The organism is Pseudomonas sp. GW821-FHT09C08, from assembly GCF_059418125.1.
Map to the genome: position 1 here is coordinate 746,516 of NZ_JBWKPG010000002.1, position 23,909 is coordinate 770,424.

A 23,909-nucleotide genomic window follows, 5' to 3' on the forward strand; every position below is an offset into this window, starting at 1 on the left:
ATCCCCACCATCGCCTAAGTTAGAAAGGCAGCTTCGGAAAAGCTGCTTTTTTCTCTTACGCATGTCATGGAGCGTCAAAATGCAAAACACCTACCTTACTTCCCTGATCTTCGCTTTCCTCACCACTCTTTCCGTCACCACTACTGCAGCCCCGTCCATCAAGGCCGAAGCCCCAGCCCCCATCACTGCTCAAGTCGTCAATGCCGAGCAAGCCGCCAAGGTCAATCTGAACGCCGCCGACGCTGAAACCCTGCGTCGCGACCTCTTTGGCATCGGTGCAGCAAAGGCGAAAGCGATCATCGCTTACCGTGAAAGCAACGGCCCGTTTACGGCGGTGGATGAGCTGCTGGAAGTGAAGGGGATTGGCAAGGCGCTGATGGAGAAGAATCGCGACAGGTTGGTAATCAACTAAGCCACAAAGAGGCCGGTCATTGATCGGCCTTTTTATCGTCCTGGAGGAGCGTCTTCAGGCTTTCTCGCACGACTTCCATAATCCGCAAGCCCAACGCTGAATCTTCGACACTCCTGGCCAGCACCAATGCTCCCACCAGTGTCGACATTACCATCAGGCCAGCAGCATCGCCGCGCCCGTCACCCAGGGCCGCTTCAATCTGCTTGAGCCTTGCTCCGAGTACCGCATCCGTCGTCGCACTCGGTTGGCCTCTCAGCCCGAGTTCGGCCGACATCGTCGGCAGCGGGCATCCTTCTCCGGGTGAGGTCTGGTGCCACGGCGACAGATAATTATCAATGAAGGCTTCCAGCGGGCGCTCCTGGCTGAACAGCATCTCGCAATGGGCATCCAGCTGAGCCCCTGCGGCCTGCAGCGCCTTCTCCACCAGTTCGTCCTTGGACGTGAAGTGGGCGTAAAACCCGCCGTGCGTGAGGCTCAGCGCGTTCATCAGCGGCTGCAGGCCGGTCGCGCCGATGCCGTCGCGGCGAAAGCGTACCGAGGCTTCCTTGATGATGCGCTGTCGGGTCTGGGCTTTGTGGTCTGGTGAATAGCGCATAGGACTGCCTCGTGGTCAGGTCGGTATTTAACCATCTCACACGGCTTTACACACTTACCCCCACGTTTGAAGGGTTGGCATGAAACGTGATTACGTCTACAGCAAAGATTGTTCAACAATCGTGAGGTGTTGATGGTACTCAGCCTGTCTTTAGCCGACCAGATTGCCCTCGAACTGCGCGCCGACATTATCGGTGGGCGGCTGTTGCCAGGTGTTTCGCTGGTCGAGGGGGAGTTGGTGAAGCACTACAACGCATCGCGCAATACTATTCGTGAGGCGCTGCATCGCTTGGGCCAGGAAGGGCTCACCCGTTACGTGCGCAATAAAGGCGTGATGGTCCGGCGTCTTGAACGCGATGAGGTGCGCGATTTGTTTGTCGTGCGTCGCACCCTGGAGTTGCAGGCCATTGCCCAGAGCAGTGCGCTTGCCCGGGATCAATCCGCACGTATGCAGGACGCGATCGACGCCACCACTTTGGCCCGCGAACGCGAGGATTGGCGTGCGGTGGCGACCCACAGCCTGGTGTTCCATCAGCAGATTGTCGGGTTGATGCGCAGCCCGTTGTTCGATGAGTTTTTTGCCCAGGTGATTGCCCAGTTGCGCCTGGTGTTTTGCGCGGCGCCGGATGAGCAGCGTTTCCAGTCGCCCTGGCTGGAGCGCGATCGTGAGATTTACACCTTATTGGCCCGAGGAGACAAGCCGGCGGCAGGGGAGGCGATGAGTCTTTACCTGGATGATTCGGAGCGTCTGTCCCTGGCCCTGTTCGACCACTCCTGATTGAGGAGCCGCATCATGTACAAAGACTATCCGGCCGCTTACCAGGTCAGCAAAGGTTCAGCACTGCAGGTCGACACTGCATTCTATGAGCGGATTCGCGACAAGGTGAACCAGCGCACGCTGGTCGAGCAGTTCGAGGTGCCGATCCGAACGGGCAGGGCGTGGAAAGTACCGGCCGGGCATGTGTTTCGAGTGACTACGCCGGTCGGCCCGCAGGTCGGCGACTTCAACGTGTGGAACGCCAACGACCCTCGCGAGCGCCTATGGGCGGCGCGCACTCGTCAATTGCAGGGCGCCCATGTCAGCACCCATGACCGCCTGTGGTCGAACCTGCCATTTTTGAGGCCTTTGGTGACAATCACAGACGACAGCCTCGCCAGTTACGGCATCGATGAACACGGTGGGCGCCTGCACGATTTGCTTGGTACGCGATGTGATCCCTACGTCAACCGCATGCTCACTGGTGAGGACTTCCACCACCATTGCCATTCGAACCTGACTCGCGCGGTTTTACCCCACGGTCTTACGGAGTTCGATGTGCATGACGTGCTGAATATTTTCCAGTGTACGGGCCTGAATCATGACGACATGTATTTCATGAAGGCGTGCCCGGCGCAGAAGGGCGACTACCTGGAGTTCTTTGCCGAGATTGATTTGCTGTGTGCGCTGTCGACGTGCCCGGGCGGGGATTTATCGCTGCCGATGTGGGGCCCGCAGGCACAGGATCCGCTGACGGTGTGCCGTCCGCTGGGGGTGGAGATCTATAAGCTGGAGGATGAGCTGCTGAACGGCTGGAGCCAGCCGGAGCGTGCTGCCTACAAGGGGCAGCACGGTTTGCATATTGCCAAGGCGCCTTGGGAGTAACCCCAAGGTTCAGCGATCCTGCGCGTCCTTGGCATCCGCCTGGGCATTGCGTTCGGCGACGCGCTTGCGTTGTTCGTCGGTGAGTTCCACCTTGTTGGCGCTGTCACGCAGCATCATCAACCCACCGACGATCGACCCGATCGCTACCACTAAAATCAACCATGCATACCACGGCATAAGGCTCTCCTTGAGGCAGATTGCCGTGGGAGAGTTTTCCCACGGTAATAACTGCTTTGAGTGACGGGCTTTCTTACTAGTTCAGTGTAGGCCCGTTCTGCCTCCAGTAGATCAGAGCCCGGTCAACATCGCATCCGCCGGTGCATCCGCGCGGTCCTGCGCGGTCAGTTGGAAGTAGATGAAGCCCGCCAGCATGAAGCCCAGGAAAATCAGGCCGATCAGCGCGTTGAACCAGGCCATGGCCACCAGGCAGACCACCGCCAGCACCAATGCAATACCCGGCACGATCGGGTAGCCCGGCGCGCGGAAGGTGCGTTCCAGCAGCGGTTCGGTCTTACGCAGTTTGAACAGGCTGAGCATGCTCATGATGTACATCACGATGGCGCCGAACACGGCCATGGTGATCATCGCTGCGGTCAGCGTCATGCCACCGAGGTTGATCAGGCCGTCGCTGTAGATTGCGGCGATGCCCACCACGCCACCGGCGATGATTGCCCGGTGCGGTGTCTGAAAGCGCGACAGTTTGGCGAGGAAAGACGGCAGGTACCCGGCGCGGGCGAGGGCAAAGAACTGGCGCGAGTAGCCGAGGATGATCCCGTGGAAGCTGGCTACCAGACCAAACAGGCCGATCCACACCAACATGTGCAGCCAGCCGGAGCTGTCGCCCACCACGGTTTTCATCGCCTGCGGCAACGGATCGTTGATGTTCGACAGGGTGCGCCAGTCGCCCACGCCGCCCGCAAAGAACATCACGCCCATGGCCAGGACCACCAGGGTGAGGATGCCGCTGATGTAGGCTTTTGGAATGGTGCGCTTCGGATCTTTCGCTTCCTCGGCTGCCATGGCCGCGCCTTCGATGGCGAGGAAGAACCAGATGGCGAACGGAATCGCGGCAAACATCCCGGCAATCGCTGGCGCGCCGAAGGTGTCGGAACCGGCCCAGCCGTTCAGGGCGAAGTTGCTGAAACTGAAAGCGGGGGCGACCACGCCCATGAACACCAGCAGTTCGGCGACGGCGAGTACGCACACCACCAGCTCGAAGGTGGCGGCGAGTTTCACGCCGAGGATATTCAGGCCCATGAACACGATATAGGCGCCGACGGCGGCGTGTTTCGGGTCGAGTGCGGGAAACTGTACGTTGAGGTAGGCGCCGATGGCCAAGGCGATGGCGGGTGGCGCAAAAACAAACTCGATCAAGGTAGCGAGGCCGGCGATTAATCCGCCTTTCTCACCAAAGGCACGACGGCTGTAGGCAAATGGGCCACCGGCGTGAGGAATTGCGGTAGTCAGCTCGGTGAAACTGAAGATGAAGCAGGTGTACATCGCCGCGACCATCAATGAGGTCACCAAGAAGCCCAGGGTTCCGGCAACACCCCAGCCATAGCTCCAGCCGAAGTACTCGCCGGAAATCACCAGCCCGACCGCGATGCCCCATAAGTGCAGGGTGCCCAAGGTGGGTTTGAGTTGTGTGTTCATGATGTTGCTCTCCCTGAACCGTTTGGAATGATTCAAGGTGTTGCAGCGGCCATGCCAGCCTGAAGATCGTTGTCGTAAAGCCACGTTACTGTCGCGTGGGGGATGGTTTGGCGTTTGAATTTTGCCGGTGTCGCACCAGATAAGTGCGGTGGTACTTGAGCTGCCGCCATCGCGGGCAAGCCCGCTCCCACGGGGGACCGCGTCTTTTCCTGCTTAAACACAGGGGACCGAGTCTTTCCAGATCAAGCACGGTCAAGTGTGGGAGTGGGCTTGCCCGCAATGAGGCCCTCAAATTCCCCACAAATCCCCCTGTAAATCCCGCATAAACCCACTCTTTACGCCGTCTTTACGCCCCAGCCACACCCTCGCTCTCGTTCCTTTACGCCCCTCCTGCCGACAATTGCCCCACACGCGGCACTCGCCGCTAAACGGAGAGACTTCCATGAGCGTTTTGGACGGGGTGTCACTGCTATTGGCCGTGGCACTGTTCATTTATCTGCTGGTTGCGCTGTTACGCGCGGATCGGAACTAGGAGCAGGGCTATGCACAGTTATGACTATTGGCTGATCATCGCCTTCTTTGCCGTGGTGCTGGTGCCGGCACCGTTCCTGGGGCGGTTCTACTACAAGGTGATGGAAGGCCAGCGCACCTGGCTCACGTCGGTGTTCGGCCCCGTCGAGCGCGCGTGTTATCGCCTGTCGGGCGTTGACGAGCATCAGGAACAGAGCTGGCAGAAATACACGCTGGCCTTGCTCGCGTTCAACCTCGCAGGTTTCTTGCTGTTGTTCGCGATCCTGTTGTTCCAGGACTATCTTCCGCTGAACCCGCAGAAATTGCCGGGTCAGGAATGGACCCTGGCCTTCAACACCGCGGTCAGTTTCATGACCAACACCAACTGGCAGTCCTACAGCGGTGAGGCGTCCCTGAGTTATCTCAGCCAGATGGTGGGCCTGACCGTGCAGAACTTCGTCAGTGCGGCCACCGGTTTGGCAGTCCTGGTCGCTCTGTGCCGTGGGATCGGTCGCAAATCCACCAAGACATTGGGTAACTTCTGGGTCGATATGACGCGGGCCACCCTCTACGGCCTGCTGCCGCTGTGCCTGGTGCTGGCGTTGTTCCTGGTGTGGCAGGGCGTGCCGCAAACCTTCGCACATTATGTGGATGCCGTGACCATGCAAGGCGTGGATCAAGTGATCCCCCTGGGTCCGGCCGCCAGCCAGATTGCGATCAAGCAATTGGGCACCAACGGTGGCGGCTTCTTCGGCGTCAACTCGGCGCACCCGTTTGAAGACCCGACTGCCTGGGCCAACCTGTTCGAGTTGGCGTCGATCATCCTGATCCCGGTGGCGCTGGTCTTCACCTTCGGCCATTACGTGAAGGACCTGCGTCAGAGCCGCGCGATTCTCGGCTGCATGCTGGCGTTGTTCATCATCGGCGGCGCGACCTCGCTGTGGGCCGAATACCAGCCTAACCCAACCCTCAACAACCCGGCCGTGGAGCAAACCGCACCACTGGAAGGTAAAGAGGCACGCTTCGGTACCACCGGTACCGTGCTGTGGTCGGTGACGACGACGGCGGCGTCCAACGGCTCAGTCAACGGCATGCAGGACAGCCTCAACCCTCTCAGTGGGATGGTGGCGCTGGTCAACATGATGGTCGGCGAGGTGATCTTCGGCGGCGTCGGTGCTGGCATGTACGGCATGTTGCTCAACGTCTTGATCGCGGTGTTCCTTGCCGGCCTGATGATCGGCCGCACTCCGGAGTACCTTGGCAAGAAACTCCAGGCCAAGGAAGTGCAATTGCTGGTGGTGACCCTGCTGGTGATGCCAGTCGGCGTGCTTGTGCTGGGCGCTATCGCCGCCAGCCTGCCGGGTCCGGCCGGTGCCATCAGCAACCCCGGGCCCCACGGTTTCAGTCAGTTGCTCTACGCCTACACCTCGGCCAGCGCCAACAACGGCTCGGCATTTGGCGGCTTCAGCGCCAACACCGCGTTCCATAACTTGATGCTGGGCCTGGGCATGTTGATCGGCCGCTTCGGCTACATCCTCCCGGTACTGGCCCTGGCCGGCAGCCTGGCGATGAAGAAGACCGCACCGATCGGCCAGAACAGCTTCCCGACCCATGGCCCGCTGTTCGTGACCCTGTTGACCGTGACCATTTTGCTGGTGGGCGGCCTGACCTTCCTGCCGACGCTGGCACTGGGCCCTATCGCTGAACACTTGAGCATGGGCTTCTAAGGGGATATGAAAATGAATATGCCTGCAAAAAACGCGGCTCCGGTGAACACCCAGGAACCGCCAAAAACCGCGATGTCCGCCCTGTGGCGCCCGGCGCTGGTCCAGGCCTTCGTCAAGCTGGACCCGCGCCAGCTGCAACGCTCGCCAGTGATGCTGGTGGTCGAGTTGACCGCCATCCTCACTACCGTGCTGTGCTTTGTGCCCGACACGGCAGTGCCGACCTTCGTCGCCGTGCAGATTGCCGTGTGGCTGTGGTTCACCGTGCTGTTCGCCAACTTCGCCGAGGCCTTGGCCGAAGGTCGTGGCAAGGCCCGCGCTGACAGCCTGAAGGCCGGCAGCGAAGGCCTCAGCGCACGCCGCAAGGAGGCCGATGGCAGCTTCAAGGTCGTGCCGGCCGCCAGCCTGCGCAAAGGCGATGTCGTGCGCGTCACCGCCGGGGAAATGATCCCCGGTGACGGCGAGGTCATCGAAGGCATCGCCGCGGTCAACGAGGCGGCGATCACCGGCGAATCCGCACCGGTGATCCGCGAGTCCGGCGGCGACCGCTCGGCCGTTACCGGCAATACGCGTCTGGTGTCGGACTGGCTACTGATCCGCATCACTGTCAACCCTGGCGAGTCGACCCTGGACCGCATGATCGCGTTGGTGGAAGGCGCAAAACGCCAGAAAACCCCCAACGAAGTCGCGCTGGATATCCTGCTGATCGGCCTGACCTTGATCTTCCTGTTGGTGGTGGTGACCCTGCAGCCGTTCGCCCACTTTGCCAATGGCAGCTTGCCGCTGGTGTTCTTGGTCGCACTGCTGGTGACCCTGATTCCTACCACCATCGGCGGCTTGTTGTCGGCCATCGGCATCGCCGGCATGGACCGCCTGGTGCGCCTCAACGTGATCGCCAAGTCTGGCCGCGCCGTGGAAGCAGCGGGCGACGTGCATGTGTTGCTGCTCGACAAGACCGGCACCATCACCTTCGGTAACCGTCGTTGTGCGGCGGTGGTCGCGGCGCCTGGTGTCAGCGGCCGGGACTTGGCCGAAGGCGCGCTGCTGGCGTCACTTGCGGACGACACGGCGGAAGGTAAATCCATCGTCGAATACCTGCGTGCCTTGCACCCCCAGGCCGAGCCGTCCCTGGATGAGCTGACCGCCGTACCGTTCAGTGCTGAAACCCGCTTGTCCGGTGTCGACTACCAGGACCGCGTGTTCCGCAAAGGCGCAGTGGACTCGCTGCTGGCGTTTATCGGCCAGCAACGTCGCGACCTTGCCCCTGCGCTGTCGCGGGAAATCGACAAGATCGCCCAGAGCGGCGGCACCCCGTTGCTGGTGTGTGCCGATGGCAAGCTGCTGGGCGCGATCCATCTCAAGGACGTGGTCAAGCCCGGCATTCGCGAGCGTTTCGCCGAGCTGCGCAAGCTGGGCATCCGCACCGTGATGGTCACCGGTGACAACCCGCTGACCGCCGCCGCGATTGCTGCCGAAGCGGGCGTGGATGACGTGCTGGCCGAGGCCACCCCGGAGAAAAAACTCGCGCGCATCCGCCACGAACAGAATGACGGTCGCCTGGTCGCGATGTGCGGCGACGGTGCCAACGATGCCCCGGCGCTGGCCCAGGCTGACGTCGGCATGGCGATGAACGACGGCACCCAGGCCGCACGCGAGGCGGCCAACATGGTCGACCTCGACAGCGACCCGACCAAGCTGCTCGACGTGGTGCAGATCGGCAAAGAGTTGCTGGTGACGCGCGGTGCGCTGACCACGTTCTCTATCGCCAACGACGTGGCCAAGTACTTCGCGATCCTGCCGGCGCTGTTCGCCTCGATCTACCCGCAACTGGGCGTGCTCAACGTGATGCACCTGCAGAGCCCGCAGAGCGCGATTCTGTCGGCGATTGTGTTCAACGCCTTGATCATCGTGGTGCTGATTCCCCTGGCCCTGCGAGGTGTGCGTGTGCAGGCGGCGAGTGCCGCGGCGTTGCTGCGCCGCAACCTGCTGATCTATGGGCTGGGCGGGATCCTGGTGCCGTTCGTGGGCATCAAGGCGATCGACATGCTGCTGACTGCGCTGCACCTGGTGTAACCCCAACCCTGGTAGGAGCCGGCTTGCCGGCGATGGGTCCGATGCGGTCCGACTGACCCGTCGTCATCACCGGCAAGGACCAAGCGTCCTCCGGCTCCTACAGGTCGTGATGATTCAATGTGAGGAATGTGCAATGTCTAACATGATCCGTCCGGCCCTGAGCCTGCTGGTGCTCATGACCCTGATCACTGGCGTCGCTTACCCGCTGGTAGTGACTGGCGTCGCCCAAGTGGCGTTCCCGGACCAGGCCAATGGCAGCCTGGTGCGCGACGACAGCGGCAAAGTGCGTGGTTCCAGTCTGATCGCCCAGGATTTTACCGGCGACAACTGGTTCCACCCACGCCCATCGGCCGGCGCGTTTGCTACGGTTTCCAGCAGCGCCAGTAACCTGGGCCCAAGCAACCCGGCATTGGCCACCCGTGTGTTCGACGACGCGAATAAACAGTTGGTGCCAGCCCAGGGCCCGGTGCCTCTGGCTTCGCTGACTACCTCTGGCAGCGGTCTTGATCCACACTTGCCACCTGCGGCAATTGCCTATCAACTGGCGCGAGTGGCGGCGGCGCGGAATGTGCCGGTATCGACCTTGCAGCGCTTGCTCGATGAACACATCGAAAGCCCGCTGGTAGGCCCGCCGGTGGTGAATGTGCTGGCGCTGAACATGGCCCTGGAAAAGTTGTAAGCGGTGGTGCCGTCATCGCGGACAAGCCCGCGCCCACAGGGGTATGCATGCCTAATGTGGGAGCGGGCTTGCCCGCGATGACGGCGTGACAGACTCCCTATGAATACCTGAAGGAACCCTCGCGCATGAGCGACTCCGGCCGCGCCGACGCCCTCTTAGCCGATCTGCCCCGGGATGGCCGTGGCCGGCTCAAAGTCTTCCTCGGCGCCGCGCCGGGAGTGGGCAAGACCTACGCCATGCTCCAGGCGGCCCACACGCAGTTGCGTCAGGGGGTGCGGCTGATCGCCGGCGTGGTCGAGACCCACGGGCGCGCCGAGACTGAAGCCTTGCTCAGCGGCCTGCCGCAGCAGCCATTGTTGCGCACGGAATACCGCGGCGTGATGCTTGAGGAAATGGACCTCGATGGCCTGCTCGCCGCCAAGCCCAAGCTGGTGCTGGTCGACGAACTGGCCCACAGCAATGCCCCCGGCAGCCGGCATGAAAAGCGCTGGCAGGACATCCAGGAACTACTCGCCGCGGGCATCAACGTGTTTACCACGGTCAACGTCCAGCACCTGGAAAGCCTGAACGATCAGGTGCGTGGCATCACCGGCGTGCAGGTGCGCGAAACCCTGCCGGACTGGGTGTTGCAAGAGGCGGATGAACTGCTGCTGATCGACCTGCCATCGCGCGAACTGCTGGAGCGCCTGCGCGACGGCAAAGTCTATGTGCCGGAGCAGGCCCGCGCGGCCATCGATGCGTTTTTTACCCAGACCAACCTGATGGCGTTGCGCGAGCTGGCGATGCAGACCGCCGCCGCCCACGTCGATGACGATTTGGCCCAGGGCTATCGCCAACTGGGCCAGGCTGCGCCAGCGGTGCGCGGTCGTTTGCTGGTCGGCGTGGATGGCGATGCGCAGGCCGAGCGCCTGGTGCGTCATGCCAGCCGCGTGGCCCAGCGCCGGCATTTGCCATGGAGCCTGGTGCATATCGATAACGGCCGCGCGCGCGATGAGCAATCGCGCCTGCGTCTGCAAAACGCCCAGCAACTGGCCGAGCGCCTGGGCGGGGAAGTGGTGCTGCTGCGTGCGGGGGAGGTGGCCAAGACCTTGATCCAGCATGCCGCCGAACGCCGTGCCAGCCTGGTCTTGGTTGGGCAATCGCGGATGCGCTGGCGCCGCCGCGTGTTCGGTGGTGGCCTGGCCGCACGGCTGTTGCGTAATGCGCGGGGTCTGGAAATCAACGTGCTCGACAGCGACGACATCCCCGCACCGCCGCGTCTGCCGGATGTGCGCGGCTTGGTGTGGTTTGACTACGCCTTGGCGGTGCTCGCCACCGTGGTGGCTGCAGCTGTGGCCTGGGCGGTGTCCAGTGTGTTGCCGCTGCCGAATATTTCCCTGGTGTTTCTCGCCGCCGTGTTGCTGGTGGCGGTGCGCAGCAGTCTCGGGCCGTCGCTGGTGTGTGCCGCGTTGTCATTCCTGACATACGATTTTCTGTTTATCCCGCCGAATTTTTCCTTCGCCATCCAGCGCGAAGAGGACGTGCTGACCCTGCTGTTCTTCCTGCTCATGGCCGCGCTGACCGGTAACCTGGCTGCCCGCCAGCGCCGGCAATTGCAGGCGTTGCGCGATACCCAGGAAGAAACCAGCGAATTGCTCGACCTGTCGCGCAAACTCACGGCCGCCACCGATCGGCAGGCGGTGATCAGTGCGGCGGCGCATCATCTGGAAGGTTGGAGCGACCTGGACCTGTGCCTGGTCAATCGCGATGGCCAGGGCGGCTGGAAGGTCGAGACCGGTGGCCCATTGACCCTCACCGAAGCCGAACGCGCTGCCGCGGACTGGGCCTGGCAGCATGACCAGCCAGCGGGCATGGGCACCGGCACCTTGCCGTTCGGTCGTTGGTGGTGGTGGCCGCTGTCGAGTGAGGAGGGGCCCTTGGGCTTGCTCGGGGTGAGTGCCAAGCCCGGCCGGGAATTGAGTGGCCAACGCCGCCGCTTGCTCACTGCGCTGAGCCAGCCGCTGGCCCAGGCGTTGGCGCGGGCGCAACTGGCGCAGGAGCTGGAGTCGGCGCGCCTGCACGGCGAAACCGAGCAACTGCGCAGCGCGTTGCTGGCCTCGGTGTCGCATGATTTGCGCACGCCGTTGACGTCCATGCGCGGCAGTATCGACAGCCTGCTGGCGCTCGGTGAGGCGATCCCGCTGGAGGATCGCCGCGAATTGCTCGAAGGTACCCGCGATGAGGCCGAGCGCCTCGACCGTTACATCCAGAACCTGCTCGACATGACGCGCCTCGGCCACGGCGCCCTGAAGCTGGCGCGCGATTGGGTGTCGCCGGGCGACATCGTCGGCAGCGCACTCGGGCGTTTGCGTGCCGTATTGGCGCCGCTGCAGGTCAGCACCCAGGTGCCGGCGGAGTTGCCGTTGCTGTATGTGCATGCCGCGTTGATCGAGCAGGCGCTGGTCAATGTGCTGGAAAACGCCGCGCGCTTTTCGCCGCCCCAGGGCCGTTTGCAGCTCAGCGCCGGTGTCTCTGACAACCAGCTGTTTTTTGCGGTGGCCGATGAGGGCCCGGGGATTCCCGAGGAGGAGCGTGCGAAGATTTTCGATATGTTCTACACCGCCGCCCGAGGCGATCGCGGCGGGCAGGGCACGGGGCTGGGCCTGGCGATCTGCCAGGGCATGGTTGGTGCCCATGGTGGGCATATCAGCGTGGCCGATGGCATCGACGGGCGCGGCACCTGCATCACTTTATTCCTGCCGTTGCCGACCCAGCCTGGCCTGGAAGGCGAGCCGTGAGCTACCCTCTTTTCTCCACGGAATTTGATTGGACACCATGAGCCAGACCGCGACGATTTTGGTCATTGATGACGAACCGCAGATCCGCAAGTTCTTGCGCATCAGCCTGGCCTCCCAAGGCTACAAAGTGATCGAGGCCGGCACCGGCAACGAGGGCTTGGCCCAGGCGGCGTTGAGCAAGCCGGACTTGCTGGTGCTCGACCTCGGCCTGCCTGACATGGACGGCCAGCAGGTGCTGCGCGAGTTTCGCGAATGGTCGATGGTGCCGGTGCTGGTGTTGTCGGTGCGGGCCAGCGAAGGGCAAAAGGTCGAGGCCCTCGACGGTGGCGCCAATGACTACGTGACCAAACCCTTCGGCATCCAGGAATTCCTCGCCCGCGTGCGCGCGCTACTGCGCCAGGCCCCGGCGGGGGAAGCCCAGGAAGCGGCGTTGCGGTTTGGCCCCTTGACCGTCGACCTGGCCTACCGCCGCGTGCTGCTGGACGGCGTCGAAGTGGCGCTGACCCGCAAGGAATACGCGGTGCTCGCGCAACTGGCGCGGCATCCGGGGCGGGTGATTACCCAGCAGCAACTGCTCAAGGATATCTGGGGCCCGACCCACACCGATGACAGCCACTACCTGCGCATCGTGGTGGGCCATCTGCGCCAGAAACTGGCGGATGACCCGACCCAGCCGCGATTTATCGTGACCGAGGCGGGGGTGGGTTACCGGTTGTTGAATGCTTGAGTTTATCGGCGCCTGGACGGGCGTCATCGCAGGCAAGCCAGCGCCTGCATTCGTCCGCATTCCAGAGGGCGAGCTCGATTGAATGTGGGGCCTGGGCTTGTCTGGTTTTTGTGACGGGGGACGACATTTTTGCAGGCCAGTTCCTGCATTCGTCCGCATTCCAGAGGGCAAGCTCGATTGAATGAGGGGGCTGGGTTGGCCTGGTTTTTGTGACGGGTAGACGACATTTTTGCAGTCCAGCTCCTGCATTCGTCCGCATTCCAGAGGGTGAACTCGATCGAATGTGGGAGCCGGGCTTGCCCGCGATGAGGCCCTCAGCAACCACCCACCTGTCAGCGCTGCTCACTCTCATACCGATCCAGCGTGTCACTGGCAATTTCCCGCCCCAGCGCGATCAACTCCGGCGCCTTGTAGAACTCGAAGAACCGGCACACCCGCTTCGGCACGTTGATCAGGATATCCGGCGGGTAGCCCGCGATCTTGTACTGCGCCAGCGACGTCTGCATCACCTCGAAGCTTTGGTTGATCAGGTCCAGCAATGACGCCGGGCCGACGTTGTCGATGATGAACGAGCCAGTCGCCGACTTCGGTGCCCCGGCCTTTTCCGGCGCGGCGGCAGGTTGCTGGGATTCCGGCTCGGCCGACTCCAGCCACGGGTTGATCTCGGCCGCCTGGGCCTGCAGGGCTTCCTGCTCCAGCTTCAACAACTGCTCGGCCTGTTTGCGGCGAAACGGCAAGTGCGAGCCGAGGGATTTCACCAGGCTGTCGAAACGGCTCTTGAACGCCGGCGGACGCTGGATCACCGGCAACTGGTAGTGCTTCTGATTGGTGGCGTTGAGGTTGACCGCAATGATCAAGTCGCAATGGCTCGACACCACCGGCACGATAGGCAGCGGGTTGAGCAGGCCGCCGTCCACCAGCATGCGGTTGCCTTGCATCACCGGGGTGAACAGGCTCGGGATCGCCGCCGAGGCGCGCATGGCCTGGTGCAGGCAGCCCTCCTGGAACCAGATCTCCTGCTGGTTGGTCAGGTCAGTGGCGACGGCGGTGTAAGGGATGCGCAGCGCTTCGATATTGATCTCGCCGACGATCTTGCGGATCTGCCCGAAGACTTTCTCGCCGCGAATCGCGCCGAGGCGAAAGCTCACGTCCACCAGGCGCAATACATCGAGGTAGTCGAGGCTCTCAATCCAGTTGCGATATTCGTCCAGCTTGCCGGCGGCGTAGATCCCGCCGACCACGGCGCCCATGGAGCAGCCGGCGATACAGGCAATGTCGTAGCCGCGCCGTTCGATTTCCTCGATCACCCCGATATGGGCGTAGCCCCGCGCCCCACCGGAGCCCAGCACCAAGGCAACACGCTTTTTCATGGTCGATGTCCTCCCCTAGGCAAGCACCCACAATGCACCTTTTGAGGGGGTGGCTTCAATCTTCGTGCGGGCATGCAGTATTTTTCCAGGAAAGCCATGCGGCTCGGGTATGCTCTGGCAATAGGCGAGTTCGATTTCAGGTTGACTGATAAGGCACTTTTCCTTGTAGGAAACGTCTACAGCGTACGACTGTTTTTCTTTATTTGAGGTGTCATCAATGAAAGCCTGGATGTGTGTGCCTGTGATCGTGTTGGCCCTGGCCGGTTGTGCCGGGAAAACCGCGTACCGCGACAGCTGCGGCACGCAACTGGATGCAGCGTGGCACGAACTGGACTTGGCCAAGGCCGAAGGTTTTGCCGGCACCGTGAGCTACTCCAAGGCCCTGTCTTTGTTGACCGGCGCCAAGACCCAACAGCAATTCGAAGCGTTTGAAGGCTGCTCCAACAAGGCCGAGAAAGCGCGGTTCTATATTCGTGAGTCGCGCGCCGGCCGCTAAGCCGTCTACGCTGGCGTGAGCCAGCCGGGATTTTCATCGTCAAGGGGGAAGGGATGTCAGCTTTGGTCGATCAGTTAGTCGCTCAGGTCATTGGCCTGGAAGTAGGGTTACTGAGCTGCCAGGCTCGCCTCGCTGCCGTCACCGACGATGAAGCCCTGCACGACCTGCGCACTACTGTGCGCCGCCTGCGCAGCCTGTTGCGCCCCTTGCGCGGGCTGCCTGGGGTGGAGCAGGTTGAGGCGGCCGCCCGCGCGGTCGGCCAATTGACTACACCGCTGCGTGACCGTGAGGTGCTGGCGGCGTATTTGCACGCGCATGGCCACCACGCTGCCGCTGATCGGCGCATGCGCCTGCAACCCGATGCGTATCGCCATGTGGCGCAAGGCGCAGAACTTGCGCATTTGCTGCTGATCCTCGATGCATTCCCACGGTTTATCCGCGCCAGCGAACATCAGAAATTGCTCAAGGGCCTGCGTCCGCGAATCCAGAAACGACTGGCCAAGCAATGGCACCAACTTGATCAAGCCCTGAAGGATCCTGAGCATGATCGCCACCGCCTGCGTTTGTTGATCAAGCGCGTGCGTTACGCCGCCGAGGCTTATCCCGAGTTGGACAAGCTGCCCGCCAACGCCATGTCGCGGCTGAAAAAGGCCCAAGGTGCCCTGGGCGACTGGCATGACTGCTGGCAGTGGCTGGCCCAGGCTGAACACCAGGCGGATTTGCAGCCGTGTGTTGCCGTGTGGCATCGCACCATGGCCAAGGCGCAAGGGCAGGCGGACCGCGTGCTGGACAAGCTCAGCGCCGATTGTTTCTAAAACGGTCCGGGTTTTGGCCGGAATAAGCGCTGTACCTTGCTGGCTCGATGGTTAAGATCCTTCATCTGTTTCTTTTGATGTGAGGTCGCCATGCGCTTTAGTGATTTGCTCGACGCCGCCCGAAACCACCCGCTGGACGTCACCATTCCCGCCGAGTGGGCCCAGGGCCGCGCCACGTTTGGCGGCCTGGTCGCCGCCTTGCAGTACGAAGCGTTACGCGCCAAGGTGCCGGCGGATCGCCCATTACGCTCGCTGGCAATCACTTTCGTCGGCCCGGTAGCGCCTGACGTAGCGGCCAGTTATGAAGTCGAAGTCTTGCGCGAAGGCAAGGCGGTCAGCCAATTGCTTGGCCGTGTGGTGCAGAACGGTGAAGTGGCGACATTGGTCCAGGCCAGTTTCGGCGGTTCTCGCGCGTCGGAAATCGATGTGGCGAGCGAGCCAGCGCCGGTGTTCAAACACTGGGATGAGTGCCAGGAGTTGCCCTATATCAAGGGGGTCACCCCTGAATTCATGCGCCACCTGGCGATGCGCTGGAGTGTCGGCGGCTTGCCGTTCACCGGTAATAAGTCCCGCGACATGGGCGGTTGGGTGCGATTGCGTGGGGATGTCAAAGAAGAACCGCTGACCGAGGCGCATATTCTCGCCCTGGTCGATGCCTGGCCCCCGGCCTTGCTGCCGCACCTCAAGAAGCCAGCGCCAGGCAGCACCCTGACGTGGACCATCGAATTTATCCAGCCGCTGCAGGACCTGACGACCCTGGACTGGTGCCAATACCACGTCAACATCGAACACGCCCGTGACGGCTATGGCCATGCCGCTGCCGCACTGTGGAGCCCGACCGGCGAGCTGATCGCCCTGAGCCGCCAGACTGTGGTGGTCTTCGCCTGACCTCAATGCCGGTGGCGCTGGCGCCAGGCACGCCACCAGCCGCCGCTCAGCACAAAGCGCGGGAAGGTCACAAACTGCTCGACCACCAGGCGTTGCACTGCGTCTTTACGATCACTGAATGGCTCACTGGCCTGGGCTTCCAGGCTATGCCCATGACGCTGCAGCGCCAGGCCGGCGAGAATGCCGACAACGCCAATGGCGAAACTGGCCAGGCTCAGGCTGAACACCCCCGACACAATCAACAGAAACCCGATGATGAACAGCGGCACCGCAATCAGGTGCAACGCCAGGTTGGTCGGGTGTTGATGGTTCTGCGGGTAGTTACGCCATTGCCAGGCGGGGAGATTGGGATGACGTTTGCCCATGGTGGTGAATCCTCTGTCCGTTGAAACAACATGCAGAGAGTCTAGGTGGGGTTGGGTAAGGGGGCGAATTGGGGCTGGCTATGGGGGTCATAGAGGGCAATTTTTGACAGGTTACCCTCATGTCCAAATAACGCAGTCAGGGTCGTCCCTGTGCATCGGATACGTAAGAATAGGTATGCGGTCGTATGACCGCTGCAATACCTTTGCATCGTGCAGAACCTCAGGTTCACCGAGGCCTAGTTGTAGGGTGGGGACTACAGGTTGAACAGTTCTACAGCTTCAACTGCCCGATCGCCTTACTCAATTCCCCAGCCAGCGTCGCCAGTTCATTGCTGGTCGTCGCGGAGTCCACGGTCTGTTGCACGGTGTTCTCGGTCACATCACGGATGCTTACCACTGCGCGGTTCATCTCTTCGGCGACGTGGCTTTGCTGTTCGGCGGCGACGGCGATCTGGGTGTTGCTTTCGCGCATTTGCGCCACGGCGCCGGTGATTTCGGCGAGTGCGGCGCCGGCCTCCTGGGCTTGTTGCACGCAGTCGTCAGCCTTGAACGAGCTTTCCTGCATGAAGTCCACTGCGTCGCGAGTGCCGGCTTGCAGCGCCGAGACCATGCGGGTGATTTCGTCGGTGGAGCTCTGCACGCGCTTGGCCAGGTTGCGCACTTCGTCGGCAACCACGGCGAACCCCCGGCCCATTTCGCCGGCGCGCGCGGCTTCGATGGCGGCGTTGAGCGCGAGCAGGTTGGTCTGTTCGGCGATGCTGTGGATCACGCCGACCACGCCGTTGATTTTCTGGCTGTCCTCGGCCAGTTTCTGGATCATTTCGGCGGTCTGTTGCACGCCGGTGGACAGCCCGGCGATTGAGCGTTGCACGCGGGTGACCACTTCCTGGCCGCTGCCGGCGAGGGTGTCGGCGGTCTGGGACAGATCGCGCGTGGCACCGGCATGTTGAGCAATGTGGTAGACGGTGGCGGTCATCTCGTTGATAGCAGTGGCGGCCTGGTCGGTCTCGCTTTGCTGGCCGAGCATGCCGTGCTGCACTTCGTTCATGCTGCTGGCCAGCCGCGCGGCACCCTCGTCGAGTTGCCGGGCAGTGCGTGCCACCGTATTGACCACCCGTTGGTAGCCGGCTTGCATGGCGTTGAAGGCGCTGGCCATCTGGCCGACCTCGTCCTTGCAGGCCAAGGGCACACGGGCCGACAGGTCGCCGGTTTTCTCCACGTGCAGCATCACGTCCTTGAGGGTATTGAGCTGGCTGAGCAGGAAGCGGATCAATAACTGCGAAGCGCCGAGCATCGCCAGCATCAGAATCAATACGGCCACCGCATAGTTGGCGAAGCGTTCGCCGAACACTTGGCTCAGGCTGGGGGCATAGGCCAGCACGGCGATCTGTTGGCCGTCGGGGCGCGCGATCACTTCGGCGCCCATCATCGGGTTCTCGCCAAACAGCGGCATACGGTTGAGGTCGACCCAGCTGTTGGCGCCGCTCAGGGCTGAAAGATCCTGGTCAGCTCGTTGTGGGATCTGGCCTTGTGCATATGTCAGCCAGTGCTCATCTGTGGGCAGGGCCTTTTCCGCCGGCCAGGCACTGAGCAATCGCGCCTGGGCCTGCGCCGAGGCCTGGGACGCATCGCTGCGCGCCTGTTGTTCAAGCTGCACGGCGTACAGCACCAGCAGCAGGGTGGTGATGAACGCGACCGCGTTGACGGCCCAGAATTTGTACTTCAGCGAGATATTGCTAAGCCAGGCACCCATGGAAGGTTTTCTCTGATAGCGGAAACAGCATTGGCAAGGTGCCATTATTGTGCCGCTACTCAGGAAGCCGGTTTTGACATGGGTCAATGCGCCGCATCAATCCACGGCAGGCAAGCCAAAAAACGCGCGCGCGCTGGCGGTGCTGTGCGCGGCCAGGTCTTCCACGCTTTCGTTGCGGTGCAGCGCGACTTCGCGCAGTACTTCCGGCAAGTAGGCCGGTTCGTTGCGGCCGTTTTTTGGTTTGGGCCGCAGGGTGCGCGGCAGCAGGTAGGGGGCGTCGCTTTCCAGCATCAGACGGCCACGGGGAATTTCCCTCACAAGCGGGTGCAAGTGTGTCCCACGGCGTTCGTCGCAGATCCAACCGGTGATGCCGATGTGCAAGTCGAGGTCGAGGTAGCTGAACAATGCCGACTGTTCGCCGGTGAAGCAGTGCACCACGGCGGCGGTGAGGTGGTCGCGGTAGTCCTTGAGGATTTCCAGCAGGCGTTGGTTGGCGTCGCGTTCATGCAGAAATACCGGGAGTTTCAACTCGACGGCCAGGGCCAAGTGCTCTTCCAGGACTTTCTCCTGCTGCGGGCGTGGGGAAAAGTCGCGATTGAAGTCCAGCCCGCATTCGCCCACGGCACGCACGCGGCTTTCACTGAGCAGGCCGCGCAAACGCTGGGCGCTGTCGCCGTTCCAGTCACTGGCGGAATGCGGGTGGATGCCGGCCGTACTGAACAGGCGCTGGCCGCTTTCATCGAGTTTCAAACACAGTTCCAGGGCCTGCTCACTGCCGTCGACGCTGGTGCCGGTGAGTACCAATTGCTGTACGCCAGCGGCATAGGCTCGCTCGAGAACGGCCAGGTGCTTCTCGTCGAAACTGGGGTTGGTCAGGTTGACGCCGATATCAATGAGTTGCATGGTGCTATCTCCGCCTGCGGCCGGAAAGCATATCAGAGCTGTAGATTTATAAGAAAATCGAAGAACTACAACGAGTTATAGCTGTCTTTGAACGTCGCAAGTGACATTGTGGTCGGCCGACCGCCTGACCCAGTGTCGCCGTTGCGTACCTTGCCAGCGCATAAAGCGCTCTGTTTCTGACGCCCACCGCCTCGTTTTTCGCGAGAGCGTTGGCCAGTATTCTTTCCGGAGAGCGGATGATCCGACCCTCGGCGTTGCTTATGTTGTGCCTGACGTTATTGCTGCCCATGGCGGCGGTTGCGCGTCTGGACGGGCCGCTGGAAGTGACCAAGCCCAGCAAGGTGCGCGACCTGGCGGAGATCCGCTCCAGCCGCACCTTGCGCGTATTGGTCAACCAAAGCCGCAATAGCTCTGGTGAAGTGCAGGGCCAGGCTATCGGGGTGGAATATCACCGCCTGCGCGCCTTCGAGCAGTACCTCAATGGCCACGCCCGTGATGGCCAGGAAATCAACCTCAAGATCATTCCCAAGGCCAAGGACCAACTCCTTGGCGCGCTGGCCCGTGGCGAAGGCGACCTGGTGGCCCCTGGTGAACTGCTGGATGTGAAGGCCGCACACAAGATCAGCACCAGTGACCCGATCGCCAGCGGTGTGCCGTTGTGGCTGGTGGGGGTCAAGGGCGAGCGGCGGTTTACCAAGTTGGAGCAACTGTCTGGCCGGACGGTGGCGCTGACCACTGGCAGCGCGGCGGCGGATGCCATCAGTCAGGTCAATCAGAAGCTGGCGCTGCACAAGCAGCCGTCGATCAAGGTGGAATGGGTCGACCCGACGCTCGCGGTGGAGGACGTGCTGGAGATGGTCCAGGCGGGGATTTTTCACCTGACCATTGTCGAAAAGCCGATTGCCGAGCGCTGGTCGAAGATCCTGCCCAAATTGCGCTTCGATAAGCAGGTGGCGATCAGCGAACCGGGTGACGAGTACTGGTTCGTGCGCCAGGACGCGTCGATGCTGCGGGCCAGCATCGATCGATTTCTCAAGACCTATCGCACGCCCTCCGACCAGGATGTCGCGTTCCAGCGTATCTATCGGCGCCTGTACCAAGTGCGCAATCCGCTGGCCCGGGTCGACCGCCAGCGCCTGGAGAAGCTGCGCCCGGTCCTGCAAAAACATGCGCGCGAGCAGGGCATGGACTGGCTGAACCTTGCGGCATTGGCCTTCAAGGAGTCGGCACTCGACCCCGGCGCGCGCAACAGCGGCGGGCCCACCGGCCTGATGCAGATCACGCCGTCGGCGGCGCAGCGGGTGGGGGTCAACAATATCGAGAACCTCGACAGCAATGTGCAGGCCGGCGCGCGCTATCTGGCGATGATCCGCCGCAAGTTTTTCGCCAGCCCCAAGCTCAATGAGCGCGAGCGCATGGCCTTTGTGCTGGCGGCCTACAACATGGGCCCGGAGCGCGTGCAGGGCATGCGCACCGAGGCCAAGCGCCGGGGCCTCAACCCCAACCAGTGGTTCTTCCAGGTTGAACGCATTGCCATGGAGCAGGTGGGCATGAGCGGCGTCAGCTATGTTAATAGCGTCAACAAGTACTACTTGGCGTTCGATCGGGAGCGGGAGTCCCTGGAGCCGCCAGCGCCGAAAATTGCTTCACGGAAGTAATCGATTAATTCGATATTGATATGGCAGTTTTTGCGCTTTTAACATTGCTTAAACTGATTAATATGGCGGCCAACCAACCCCTGTTTCGAAAAGGATTACAAGCATGAGCCCACTGATCAAAAGCCTCCTGACCACCCGTGCCGGTTACGGCCTGACTGTCCTGCGCATTGTTGTCGGCATTATCTTCGCGGCCCACGGCTCGCAAAAACTCTTTGGCTGGTTCGGTGGCTACGGCCTGGCCGGCACGGCGCAGTGGATGGAAAGCATCGGCCTCGCACCGGGTACCCTGATGGCACTGTTGTCGGGCGGGACCGAGTTCTTCGCCGGCCTGGCACTGATCATCGGTTTGCTCGCTCGCCCGGCGGCACTGGGCTTGACCATCCTGTCGCTGGTGGCGATCTTCTCGGTGCATATCCATAACGGTCTGTTCATGGCCAATAACGGGTATGAGTTCGCATTGGCGCTGCTCGGCGGCGCGCTGGCAGTGCTGCTGGAAGGTGCCGGCAAATTGTCTGCAGACCGCGCCATCGCCCGCTGATCGACGTCTGGAAAACCGACAAGGCCCGCCCCTGTGCGGGCCTTTTCGTTGCCCGCCATTCTTGACACCGCCCCTGCGGCTTCTCTAGGATGCCGCTCATGCGCCGATTTAAACAGCTAATTGCGGGGCGCCACCGGGACTCTATGCAGCCCGACAGAAGCTTGTACTCCCATGCCGAGACAGCTTTGAAATTCCGCTAAAGCGCTGGTTCGGTGTTGCCTCTCACCTGCCCGCAGACTTTTGAGGCAGAGACACGACACGATGAATGCACTACGCCCCCTGATACGCCTGGCCCCGATCACCGCGGACCTGACTCAACGCAATCCGAAAATTCTCCTGGGCGGCAAGCACCAGCCGACGCTGTTGCGTTACCTGGATGGCTGGCCGCGTCGTACCGGGCGGCCATCGGCGTTCCTGATCCAGTTTGTGGAAGACGGCGACTCTCTCGCCCGTTTTGCCAACAACAGCTTTGACCTCGCGGTCATCCAGGCTCCGAGCGCCGTCAATGCAGCTGAAGTGATCGGCCATCTGACCCGCATTGCCCGGCAAGGGCTGATTGCCAGGCGTTGAGGTTCAGCGACGTGTGGCCTCGCCGTTCAAGCGCCGTCGACGATGGCCGAGAAACACCAGCCAGGCAACCAGGCACAACATCAGCGGGATCGCGAAGGTCACGCCCAGTTTTATCGCCAGCTCCAGGCGATTGATCTGCGCGTATGCCTCGGCCTTCAAGGCGTGCAACTCCATGGGCAAACGCAGGCGCTCCTTATTGAGGGCCTGCAATTGCGTCCTGGTGTCCACTGCCTGGGTGCCCAGGTTGATCACTTGTGGCGTCAACTGCCGCCATTCCTGTTCCGTTCGCTGCAGGCGTCGTTCCACCTCATAGGCCTTGCCGCGATAGACCTGTTCGGCGGCGTTGCGCATGGCCTCCAGCAGGGTCGGTGAGTTGCTCGCTGGTGTACGCGGCCGAACGTTGGCCAGTGCTTCAAGGGCGGACAGGTTATCCAGTGTATTCAAGATAAACAGTGCGTTGCTTTCAGGCGTCGCGGGGCTGAGCTGATCGGTGAGCATGTCGGTGTCGGCGACCACCACGACATGGATCTGTGTCGCTTTTTGCACGCCCGGCGGTTGACCCTTGATGCCTTCCGGAAATGCCGAATAAGCCGGCCCCTCGATACGGGCCGCAATTACATGATGTTTGCCTTGCTTGGGCAGCACGTCAGCCAATGCGTCACGCGCGGTGAAGTCCACGAAACGCTCGGTATCCATCAGCTCGGCGTGCTCGGAGCTGTACAGCAGGGGGGTAAATGTCGTGCGACTTTTAGCCAGGCGAGAGACAGCGCCGCTGCTGGATACGATCACGGTGTTCAATTTCCAGGTGCTCACATCCTGCGTGTTCATCGCCTGCCGTGGCAGGTTTAACCGGGCCGGGTACCGCTCCGCGTTTCTTCCGGGGCCCGGCTCAGTCCAAGACGAATAGAGGCCGTCGACCAGCAGCTTATCCGCTGGCATCTGGATACCCCAGGCGGCCAGCAGTTCGTGCAATCGAGTATTGGCTGGCGCACGGCCTGAGCGTTGCTCGCCCAGGGGGTCGATAAACATCATCAACCTGCCGCCCTTCAATACAAATTGTTCAATGCCATACAGGGTCTGTTCGGACAACGCGGCGGGCTGCACCACCATCAGTGCCTGGACGTATTCCGGGATGCGCACGGTCGTCGACTCCAGCAGCGCGAGGTTAAAGTGCTGCTGCACGGTCTTGAGCAGCCGCCCTGCGGATTCCTCCATCGCTTGCCCTGAGATCAGACCGACAATGGGGCGCTCAGGGTGTTGCAACTTATAGATCAAGTGGCTGATTTCGTAATCGAGCAAGGGCTCACGATCAAGGCTGAATGATTCGATGCGTTGCGCACCGTGACCGGCACGGGTACCGATAAGGCCCAGAAAACCGGCCTCGTCGTCGAGGCCAAATAGCTCCGCTTTGTAGGCATCCTCTGAAAAACGTGCAGGTTCGATAAGGTGCAGGTTGAGCATACCTCGTGCGGCTTTTTCATATTCCTTGAGCCGGTCTTCGATACGCTTGCCATAGCGTTTCATCGCGGGACTTCTTGCTGGGGCGTTGTTGGCGTTGAAGTAATACAAGTCTACCGGGCTTTCCAGGGCATTCAGAAAGTGCCGTACGGTGGGGGATAAAGTGTGGATCTGTGAACGGGAATAGTCCCAGCGAATGTCGGGAAGTTTAACTATCCAGACCAGGTTGAACGCGAGAAATAGTAAAAGCAAGACAATAAGTGTCATGCCGGTACGCAGAGTGGATCGCATGGGGCTTTCCTTC

The 23,909-nt window shown here is 61.8% G+C and carries 23 protein-coding genes; 15 read left to right on the forward strand and 8 right to left on the reverse strand.

What is annotated here, in order from left to right; all coding sequences use genetic code 11:
- Positions 1-79: 79 nt before the first annotated feature.
- Positions 80-412 (forward strand): ComEA family DNA-binding protein, encoded by a 333-nt coding sequence (locus AC07OJ_RS10085; RefSeq protein WP_065901777.1) that lies wholly within the window; start codon positions 80-82, stop codon positions 410-412.
- A 16-nt stretch (positions 413-428) separates the two neighbouring features.
- Here the strand turns inward: AC07OJ_RS10085 and AC07OJ_RS10090 are convergent, their stop codons facing one another.
- Positions 429-1,007, reverse strand: a complete 579-nt coding sequence (locus AC07OJ_RS10090; RefSeq protein WP_065901775.1) for a TetR/AcrR family transcriptional regulator — start codon at positions 1,005-1,007, stop codon at positions 429-431.
- 132 nt (positions 1,008-1,139) lie between these two features.
- On the opposite strand from AC07OJ_RS10090, the gene AC07OJ_RS10095 reads away from it, so the two are divergent.
- Together AC07OJ_RS10095 and AC07OJ_RS10100 are read left to right on the forward strand one after the other, a co-directional pair.
- On the forward strand, positions 1,140-1,784 hold the full coding sequence (locus AC07OJ_RS10095) for a GntR family transcriptional regulator (protein WP_495094474.1): 645 nt from the start codon (positions 1,140-1,142) through the stop codon (positions 1,782-1,784).
- Positions 1,785-1,799: 15 nt separating this feature from the next.
- Positions 1,800-2,648: an urea carboxylase-associated family protein gene (locus AC07OJ_RS10100; RefSeq protein WP_120447950.1), complete on the forward strand. Its 849-nt coding sequence runs from the start codon at positions 1,800-1,802 to the stop codon at positions 2,646-2,648.
- Between the two features lie 9 nt (positions 2,649-2,657).
- Here the strand turns inward: AC07OJ_RS10100 and AC07OJ_RS10105 are convergent, their stop codons facing one another.
- Positions 2,658-2,825 (reverse strand): DUF2897 family protein, encoded by a 168-nt coding sequence (locus AC07OJ_RS10105; protein WP_012722955.1) that lies wholly within the window; start codon positions 2,823-2,825, stop codon positions 2,658-2,660.
- A 111-nt stretch (positions 2,826-2,936) separates the two neighbouring features.
- Positions 2,937-4,301, reverse strand: a complete 1,365-nt coding sequence (eat, locus tag AC07OJ_RS10110; protein WP_495094475.1) for an ethanolamine permease — start codon at positions 4,299-4,301, stop codon at positions 2,937-2,939.
- Between the two features lie 442 nt (positions 4,302-4,743).
- Between eat and kdpF the strand changes: the two genes are divergently transcribed.
- From kdpF to AC07OJ_RS10140, 6 genes are all read left to right on the forward strand, one after another.
- The gene (gene kdpF / locus AC07OJ_RS10115; protein ID WP_003218754.1) at positions 4,744-4,833 is read left to right on the forward strand and encodes a K(+)-transporting ATPase subunit F; all 90 of its coding nucleotides are present in this window, start codon (positions 4,744-4,746) and stop codon (positions 4,831-4,833) included.
- Positions 4,834-4,843: 10 nt separating this feature from the next.
- A complete protein-coding gene (kdpA, locus tag AC07OJ_RS10120) occupies positions 4,844-6,538 on the forward strand; it encodes a potassium-transporting ATPase subunit KdpA (RefSeq protein ID WP_495094476.1) in 1,695 nt (564 codons plus the stop codon).
- A 12-nt stretch (positions 6,539-6,550) separates the two neighbouring features.
- Entirely contained in the window at positions 6,551-8,608 is a 2,058-nt protein-coding gene (gene kdpB, locus AC07OJ_RS10125) for a potassium-transporting ATPase subunit KdpB (protein ID WP_495094477.1), read from the forward strand.
- 133 nt (positions 8,609-8,741) lie between these two features.
- Positions 8,742-9,287 carry a potassium-transporting ATPase subunit KdpC gene (kdpC, locus tag AC07OJ_RS10130; protein WP_065901764.1) on the forward strand — a complete coding sequence of 182 codons (546 nt, stop codon included), beginning with the start codon at positions 8,742-8,744 and terminating at the stop codon, positions 9,285-9,287.
- A gap of 125 nt (positions 9,288-9,412) precedes the next feature.
- A complete protein-coding gene (locus AC07OJ_RS10135) occupies positions 9,413-12,064 on the forward strand; it encodes a DUF4118 domain-containing protein (protein WP_065901761.1) in 2,652 nt (883 codons plus the stop codon).
- Between the two features lie 37 nt (positions 12,065-12,101).
- Positions 12,102-12,791, forward strand: a complete 690-nt coding sequence (locus AC07OJ_RS10140; protein WP_106805704.1) for a response regulator — start codon at positions 12,102-12,104, stop codon at positions 12,789-12,791.
- Between the two features lie 332 nt (positions 12,792-13,123).
- Here AC07OJ_RS10140 and AC07OJ_RS10145 read toward each other — a convergent pair whose 3' ends face one another.
- A complete protein-coding gene (locus tag AC07OJ_RS10145) occupies positions 13,124-14,161 on the reverse strand; it encodes a patatin-like phospholipase family protein (protein WP_065901760.1) in 1,038 nt (345 codons plus the stop codon).
- Positions 14,162-14,378: 217 nt separating this feature from the next.
- On the opposite strand from AC07OJ_RS10145, the gene AC07OJ_RS10150 reads away from it, so the two are divergent.
- The 3 genes from AC07OJ_RS10150 (at position 14,379) to AC07OJ_RS10160 (ending at position 16,360) form a co-directional block, all read left to right on the forward strand.
- On the forward strand, positions 14,379-14,657 hold the full coding sequence (locus AC07OJ_RS10150) for a hypothetical protein (protein ID WP_010176194.1): 279 nt from the start codon (positions 14,379-14,381) through the stop codon (positions 14,655-14,657).
- Between the two features lie 53 nt (positions 14,658-14,710).
- A complete protein-coding gene (locus AC07OJ_RS10155) occupies positions 14,711-15,472 on the forward strand; it encodes a CHAD domain-containing protein (RefSeq protein WP_495094478.1) in 762 nt (253 codons plus the stop codon).
- 90 nt (positions 15,473-15,562) lie between these two features.
- Complete coding sequence (locus tag AC07OJ_RS10160) at positions 15,563-16,360, forward strand: acyl-CoA thioesterase (protein ID WP_065901756.1); 798 nt, start codon at positions 15,563-15,565, stop codon at positions 16,358-16,360.
- A gap of 2 nt (positions 16,361-16,362) precedes the next feature.
- On the opposite strand, the gene AC07OJ_RS10165 is transcribed toward AC07OJ_RS10160, so the two are convergent.
- The 3 genes from AC07OJ_RS10165 to AC07OJ_RS10175 form a co-directional block, all read right to left on the reverse strand.
- Positions 16,363-16,725 carry an Mpo1-like protein gene (locus AC07OJ_RS10165; RefSeq protein ID WP_065901754.1) on the reverse strand — a complete coding sequence of 121 codons (363 nt, stop codon included), beginning with the start codon at positions 16,723-16,725 and terminating at the stop codon, positions 16,363-16,365.
- Between the two features lie 271 nt (positions 16,726-16,996).
- Positions 16,997-18,478 carry a methyl-accepting chemotaxis protein gene (locus AC07OJ_RS10170; RefSeq protein ID WP_495094479.1) on the reverse strand — a complete coding sequence of 494 codons (1,482 nt, stop codon included), beginning with the start codon at positions 18,476-18,478 and terminating at the stop codon, positions 16,997-16,999.
- Positions 18,479-18,574: 96 nt separating this feature from the next.
- Positions 18,575-19,381, reverse strand: coding sequence for a TatD family hydrolase (locus AC07OJ_RS10175; RefSeq protein WP_120447953.1), 807 nt, complete (start codon positions 19,379-19,381; stop codon positions 18,575-18,577).
- A gap of 236 nt (positions 19,382-19,617) precedes the next feature.
- Between AC07OJ_RS10175 and AC07OJ_RS10180 the strand changes: the two genes are divergently transcribed.
- The 3 genes from AC07OJ_RS10180 (at position 19,618) to AC07OJ_RS10190 (ending at position 22,147) form a co-directional block, all read left to right on the forward strand.
- Positions 19,618-21,039 carry an MltF family protein gene (locus AC07OJ_RS10180; RefSeq protein ID WP_065901750.1) on the forward strand — a complete coding sequence of 474 codons (1,422 nt, stop codon included), beginning with the start codon at positions 19,618-19,620 and terminating at the stop codon, positions 21,037-21,039.
- 103 nt (positions 21,040-21,142) lie between these two features.
- Positions 21,143-21,577, forward strand: coding sequence for a DoxX family protein (locus tag AC07OJ_RS10185; protein WP_065901747.1), 435 nt, complete (start codon positions 21,143-21,145; stop codon positions 21,575-21,577).
- A 261-nt stretch (positions 21,578-21,838) separates the two neighbouring features.
- Positions 21,839-22,147 (forward strand): hypothetical protein, encoded by a 309-nt coding sequence (locus AC07OJ_RS10190; RefSeq protein WP_065901740.1) that lies wholly within the window; start codon positions 21,839-21,841, stop codon positions 22,145-22,147.
- A 3-nt stretch (positions 22,148-22,150) separates the two neighbouring features.
- Here the strand turns inward: AC07OJ_RS10190 and AC07OJ_RS10195 are convergent, their stop codons facing one another.
- A complete protein-coding gene (locus AC07OJ_RS10195) occupies positions 22,151-23,896 on the reverse strand; it encodes a Gldg family protein (protein ID WP_495094480.1) in 1,746 nt (581 codons plus the stop codon).
- Between the last annotated feature and the right edge of the window lie 13 nt (positions 23,897-23,909).

Excerpts from the sequence above, each read along its gene's own strand:
- AC07OJ_RS10085 (WP_065901777.1), top strand. The coding sequence starts at position 80 with ATGCAAAACACCTACCTTACTTCCCTGATCTTCGCTTTCCTCACCACT.
- AC07OJ_RS10090 (WP_065901775.1), bottom strand. The coding sequence starts at position 1,007 with ATGCGCTATTCACCAGACCACAAAGCCCAGACCCGACAGCGCATCATC.
- AC07OJ_RS10095 (WP_495094474.1), top strand. The coding sequence starts at position 1,140 with ATGGTACTCAGCCTGTCTTTAGCCGACCAGATTGCCCTCGAACTGCGC.
- AC07OJ_RS10100 (WP_120447950.1), top strand. The coding sequence starts at position 1,800 with ATGTACAAAGACTATCCGGCCGCTTACCAGGTCAGCAAAGGTTCAGCA.
- AC07OJ_RS10105 (WP_012722955.1), bottom strand. The coding sequence starts at position 2,825 with ATGCCGTGGTATGCATGGTTGATTTTAGTGGTAGCGATCGGGTCGATC.
- eat (WP_495094475.1), bottom strand. The coding sequence starts at position 4,301 with ATGAACACACAACTCAAACCCACCTTGGGCACCCTGCACTTATGGGGC.
- kdpF (WP_003218754.1), top strand. The coding sequence starts at position 4,744 with ATGAGCGTTTTGGACGGGGTGTCACTGCTATTGGCCGTGGCACTGTTC.
- kdpA (WP_495094476.1), top strand. The coding sequence starts at position 4,844 with ATGCACAGTTATGACTATTGGCTGATCATCGCCTTCTTTGCCGTGGTG.
- kdpB (WP_495094477.1), top strand. The coding sequence starts at position 6,551 with ATGAATATGCCTGCAAAAAACGCGGCTCCGGTGAACACCCAGGAACCG.
- kdpC (WP_065901764.1), top strand. The coding sequence starts at position 8,742 with ATGTCTAACATGATCCGTCCGGCCCTGAGCCTGCTGGTGCTCATGACC.
- AC07OJ_RS10135 (WP_065901761.1), top strand. The coding sequence starts at position 9,413 with ATGAGCGACTCCGGCCGCGCCGACGCCCTCTTAGCCGATCTGCCCCGG.
- AC07OJ_RS10140 (WP_106805704.1), top strand. The coding sequence starts at position 12,102 with ATGAGCCAGACCGCGACGATTTTGGTCATTGATGACGAACCGCAGATC.
- AC07OJ_RS10145 (WP_065901760.1), bottom strand. The coding sequence starts at position 14,161 with ATGAAAAAGCGTGTTGCCTTGGTGCTGGGCTCCGGTGGGGCGCGGGGC.
- AC07OJ_RS10150 (WP_010176194.1), top strand. The coding sequence starts at position 14,379 with ATGAAAGCCTGGATGTGTGTGCCTGTGATCGTGTTGGCCCTGGCCGGT.
- AC07OJ_RS10155 (WP_495094478.1), top strand. The coding sequence starts at position 14,711 with ATGTCAGCTTTGGTCGATCAGTTAGTCGCTCAGGTCATTGGCCTGGAA.
- AC07OJ_RS10160 (WP_065901756.1), top strand. The coding sequence starts at position 15,563 with ATGCGCTTTAGTGATTTGCTCGACGCCGCCCGAAACCACCCGCTGGAC.
- AC07OJ_RS10165 (WP_065901754.1), bottom strand. The coding sequence starts at position 16,725 with ATGGGCAAACGTCATCCCAATCTCCCCGCCTGGCAATGGCGTAACTAC.
- AC07OJ_RS10170 (WP_495094479.1), bottom strand. The coding sequence starts at position 18,478 with ATGGGTGCCTGGCTTAGCAATATCTCGCTGAAGTACAAATTCTGGGCC.
- AC07OJ_RS10175 (WP_120447953.1), bottom strand. The coding sequence starts at position 19,381 with ATGCAACTCATTGATATCGGCGTCAACCTGACCAACCCCAGTTTCGAC.
- AC07OJ_RS10180 (WP_065901750.1), top strand. The coding sequence starts at position 19,618 with ATGATCCGACCCTCGGCGTTGCTTATGTTGTGCCTGACGTTATTGCTG.
- AC07OJ_RS10185 (WP_065901747.1), top strand. The coding sequence starts at position 21,143 with ATGAGCCCACTGATCAAAAGCCTCCTGACCACCCGTGCCGGTTACGGC.
- AC07OJ_RS10190 (WP_065901740.1), top strand. The coding sequence starts at position 21,839 with ATGAATGCACTACGCCCCCTGATACGCCTGGCCCCGATCACCGCGGAC.
- AC07OJ_RS10195 (WP_495094480.1), bottom strand. The coding sequence starts at position 23,896 with ATGCGATCCACTCTGCGTACCGGCATGACACTTATTGTCTTGCTTTTA.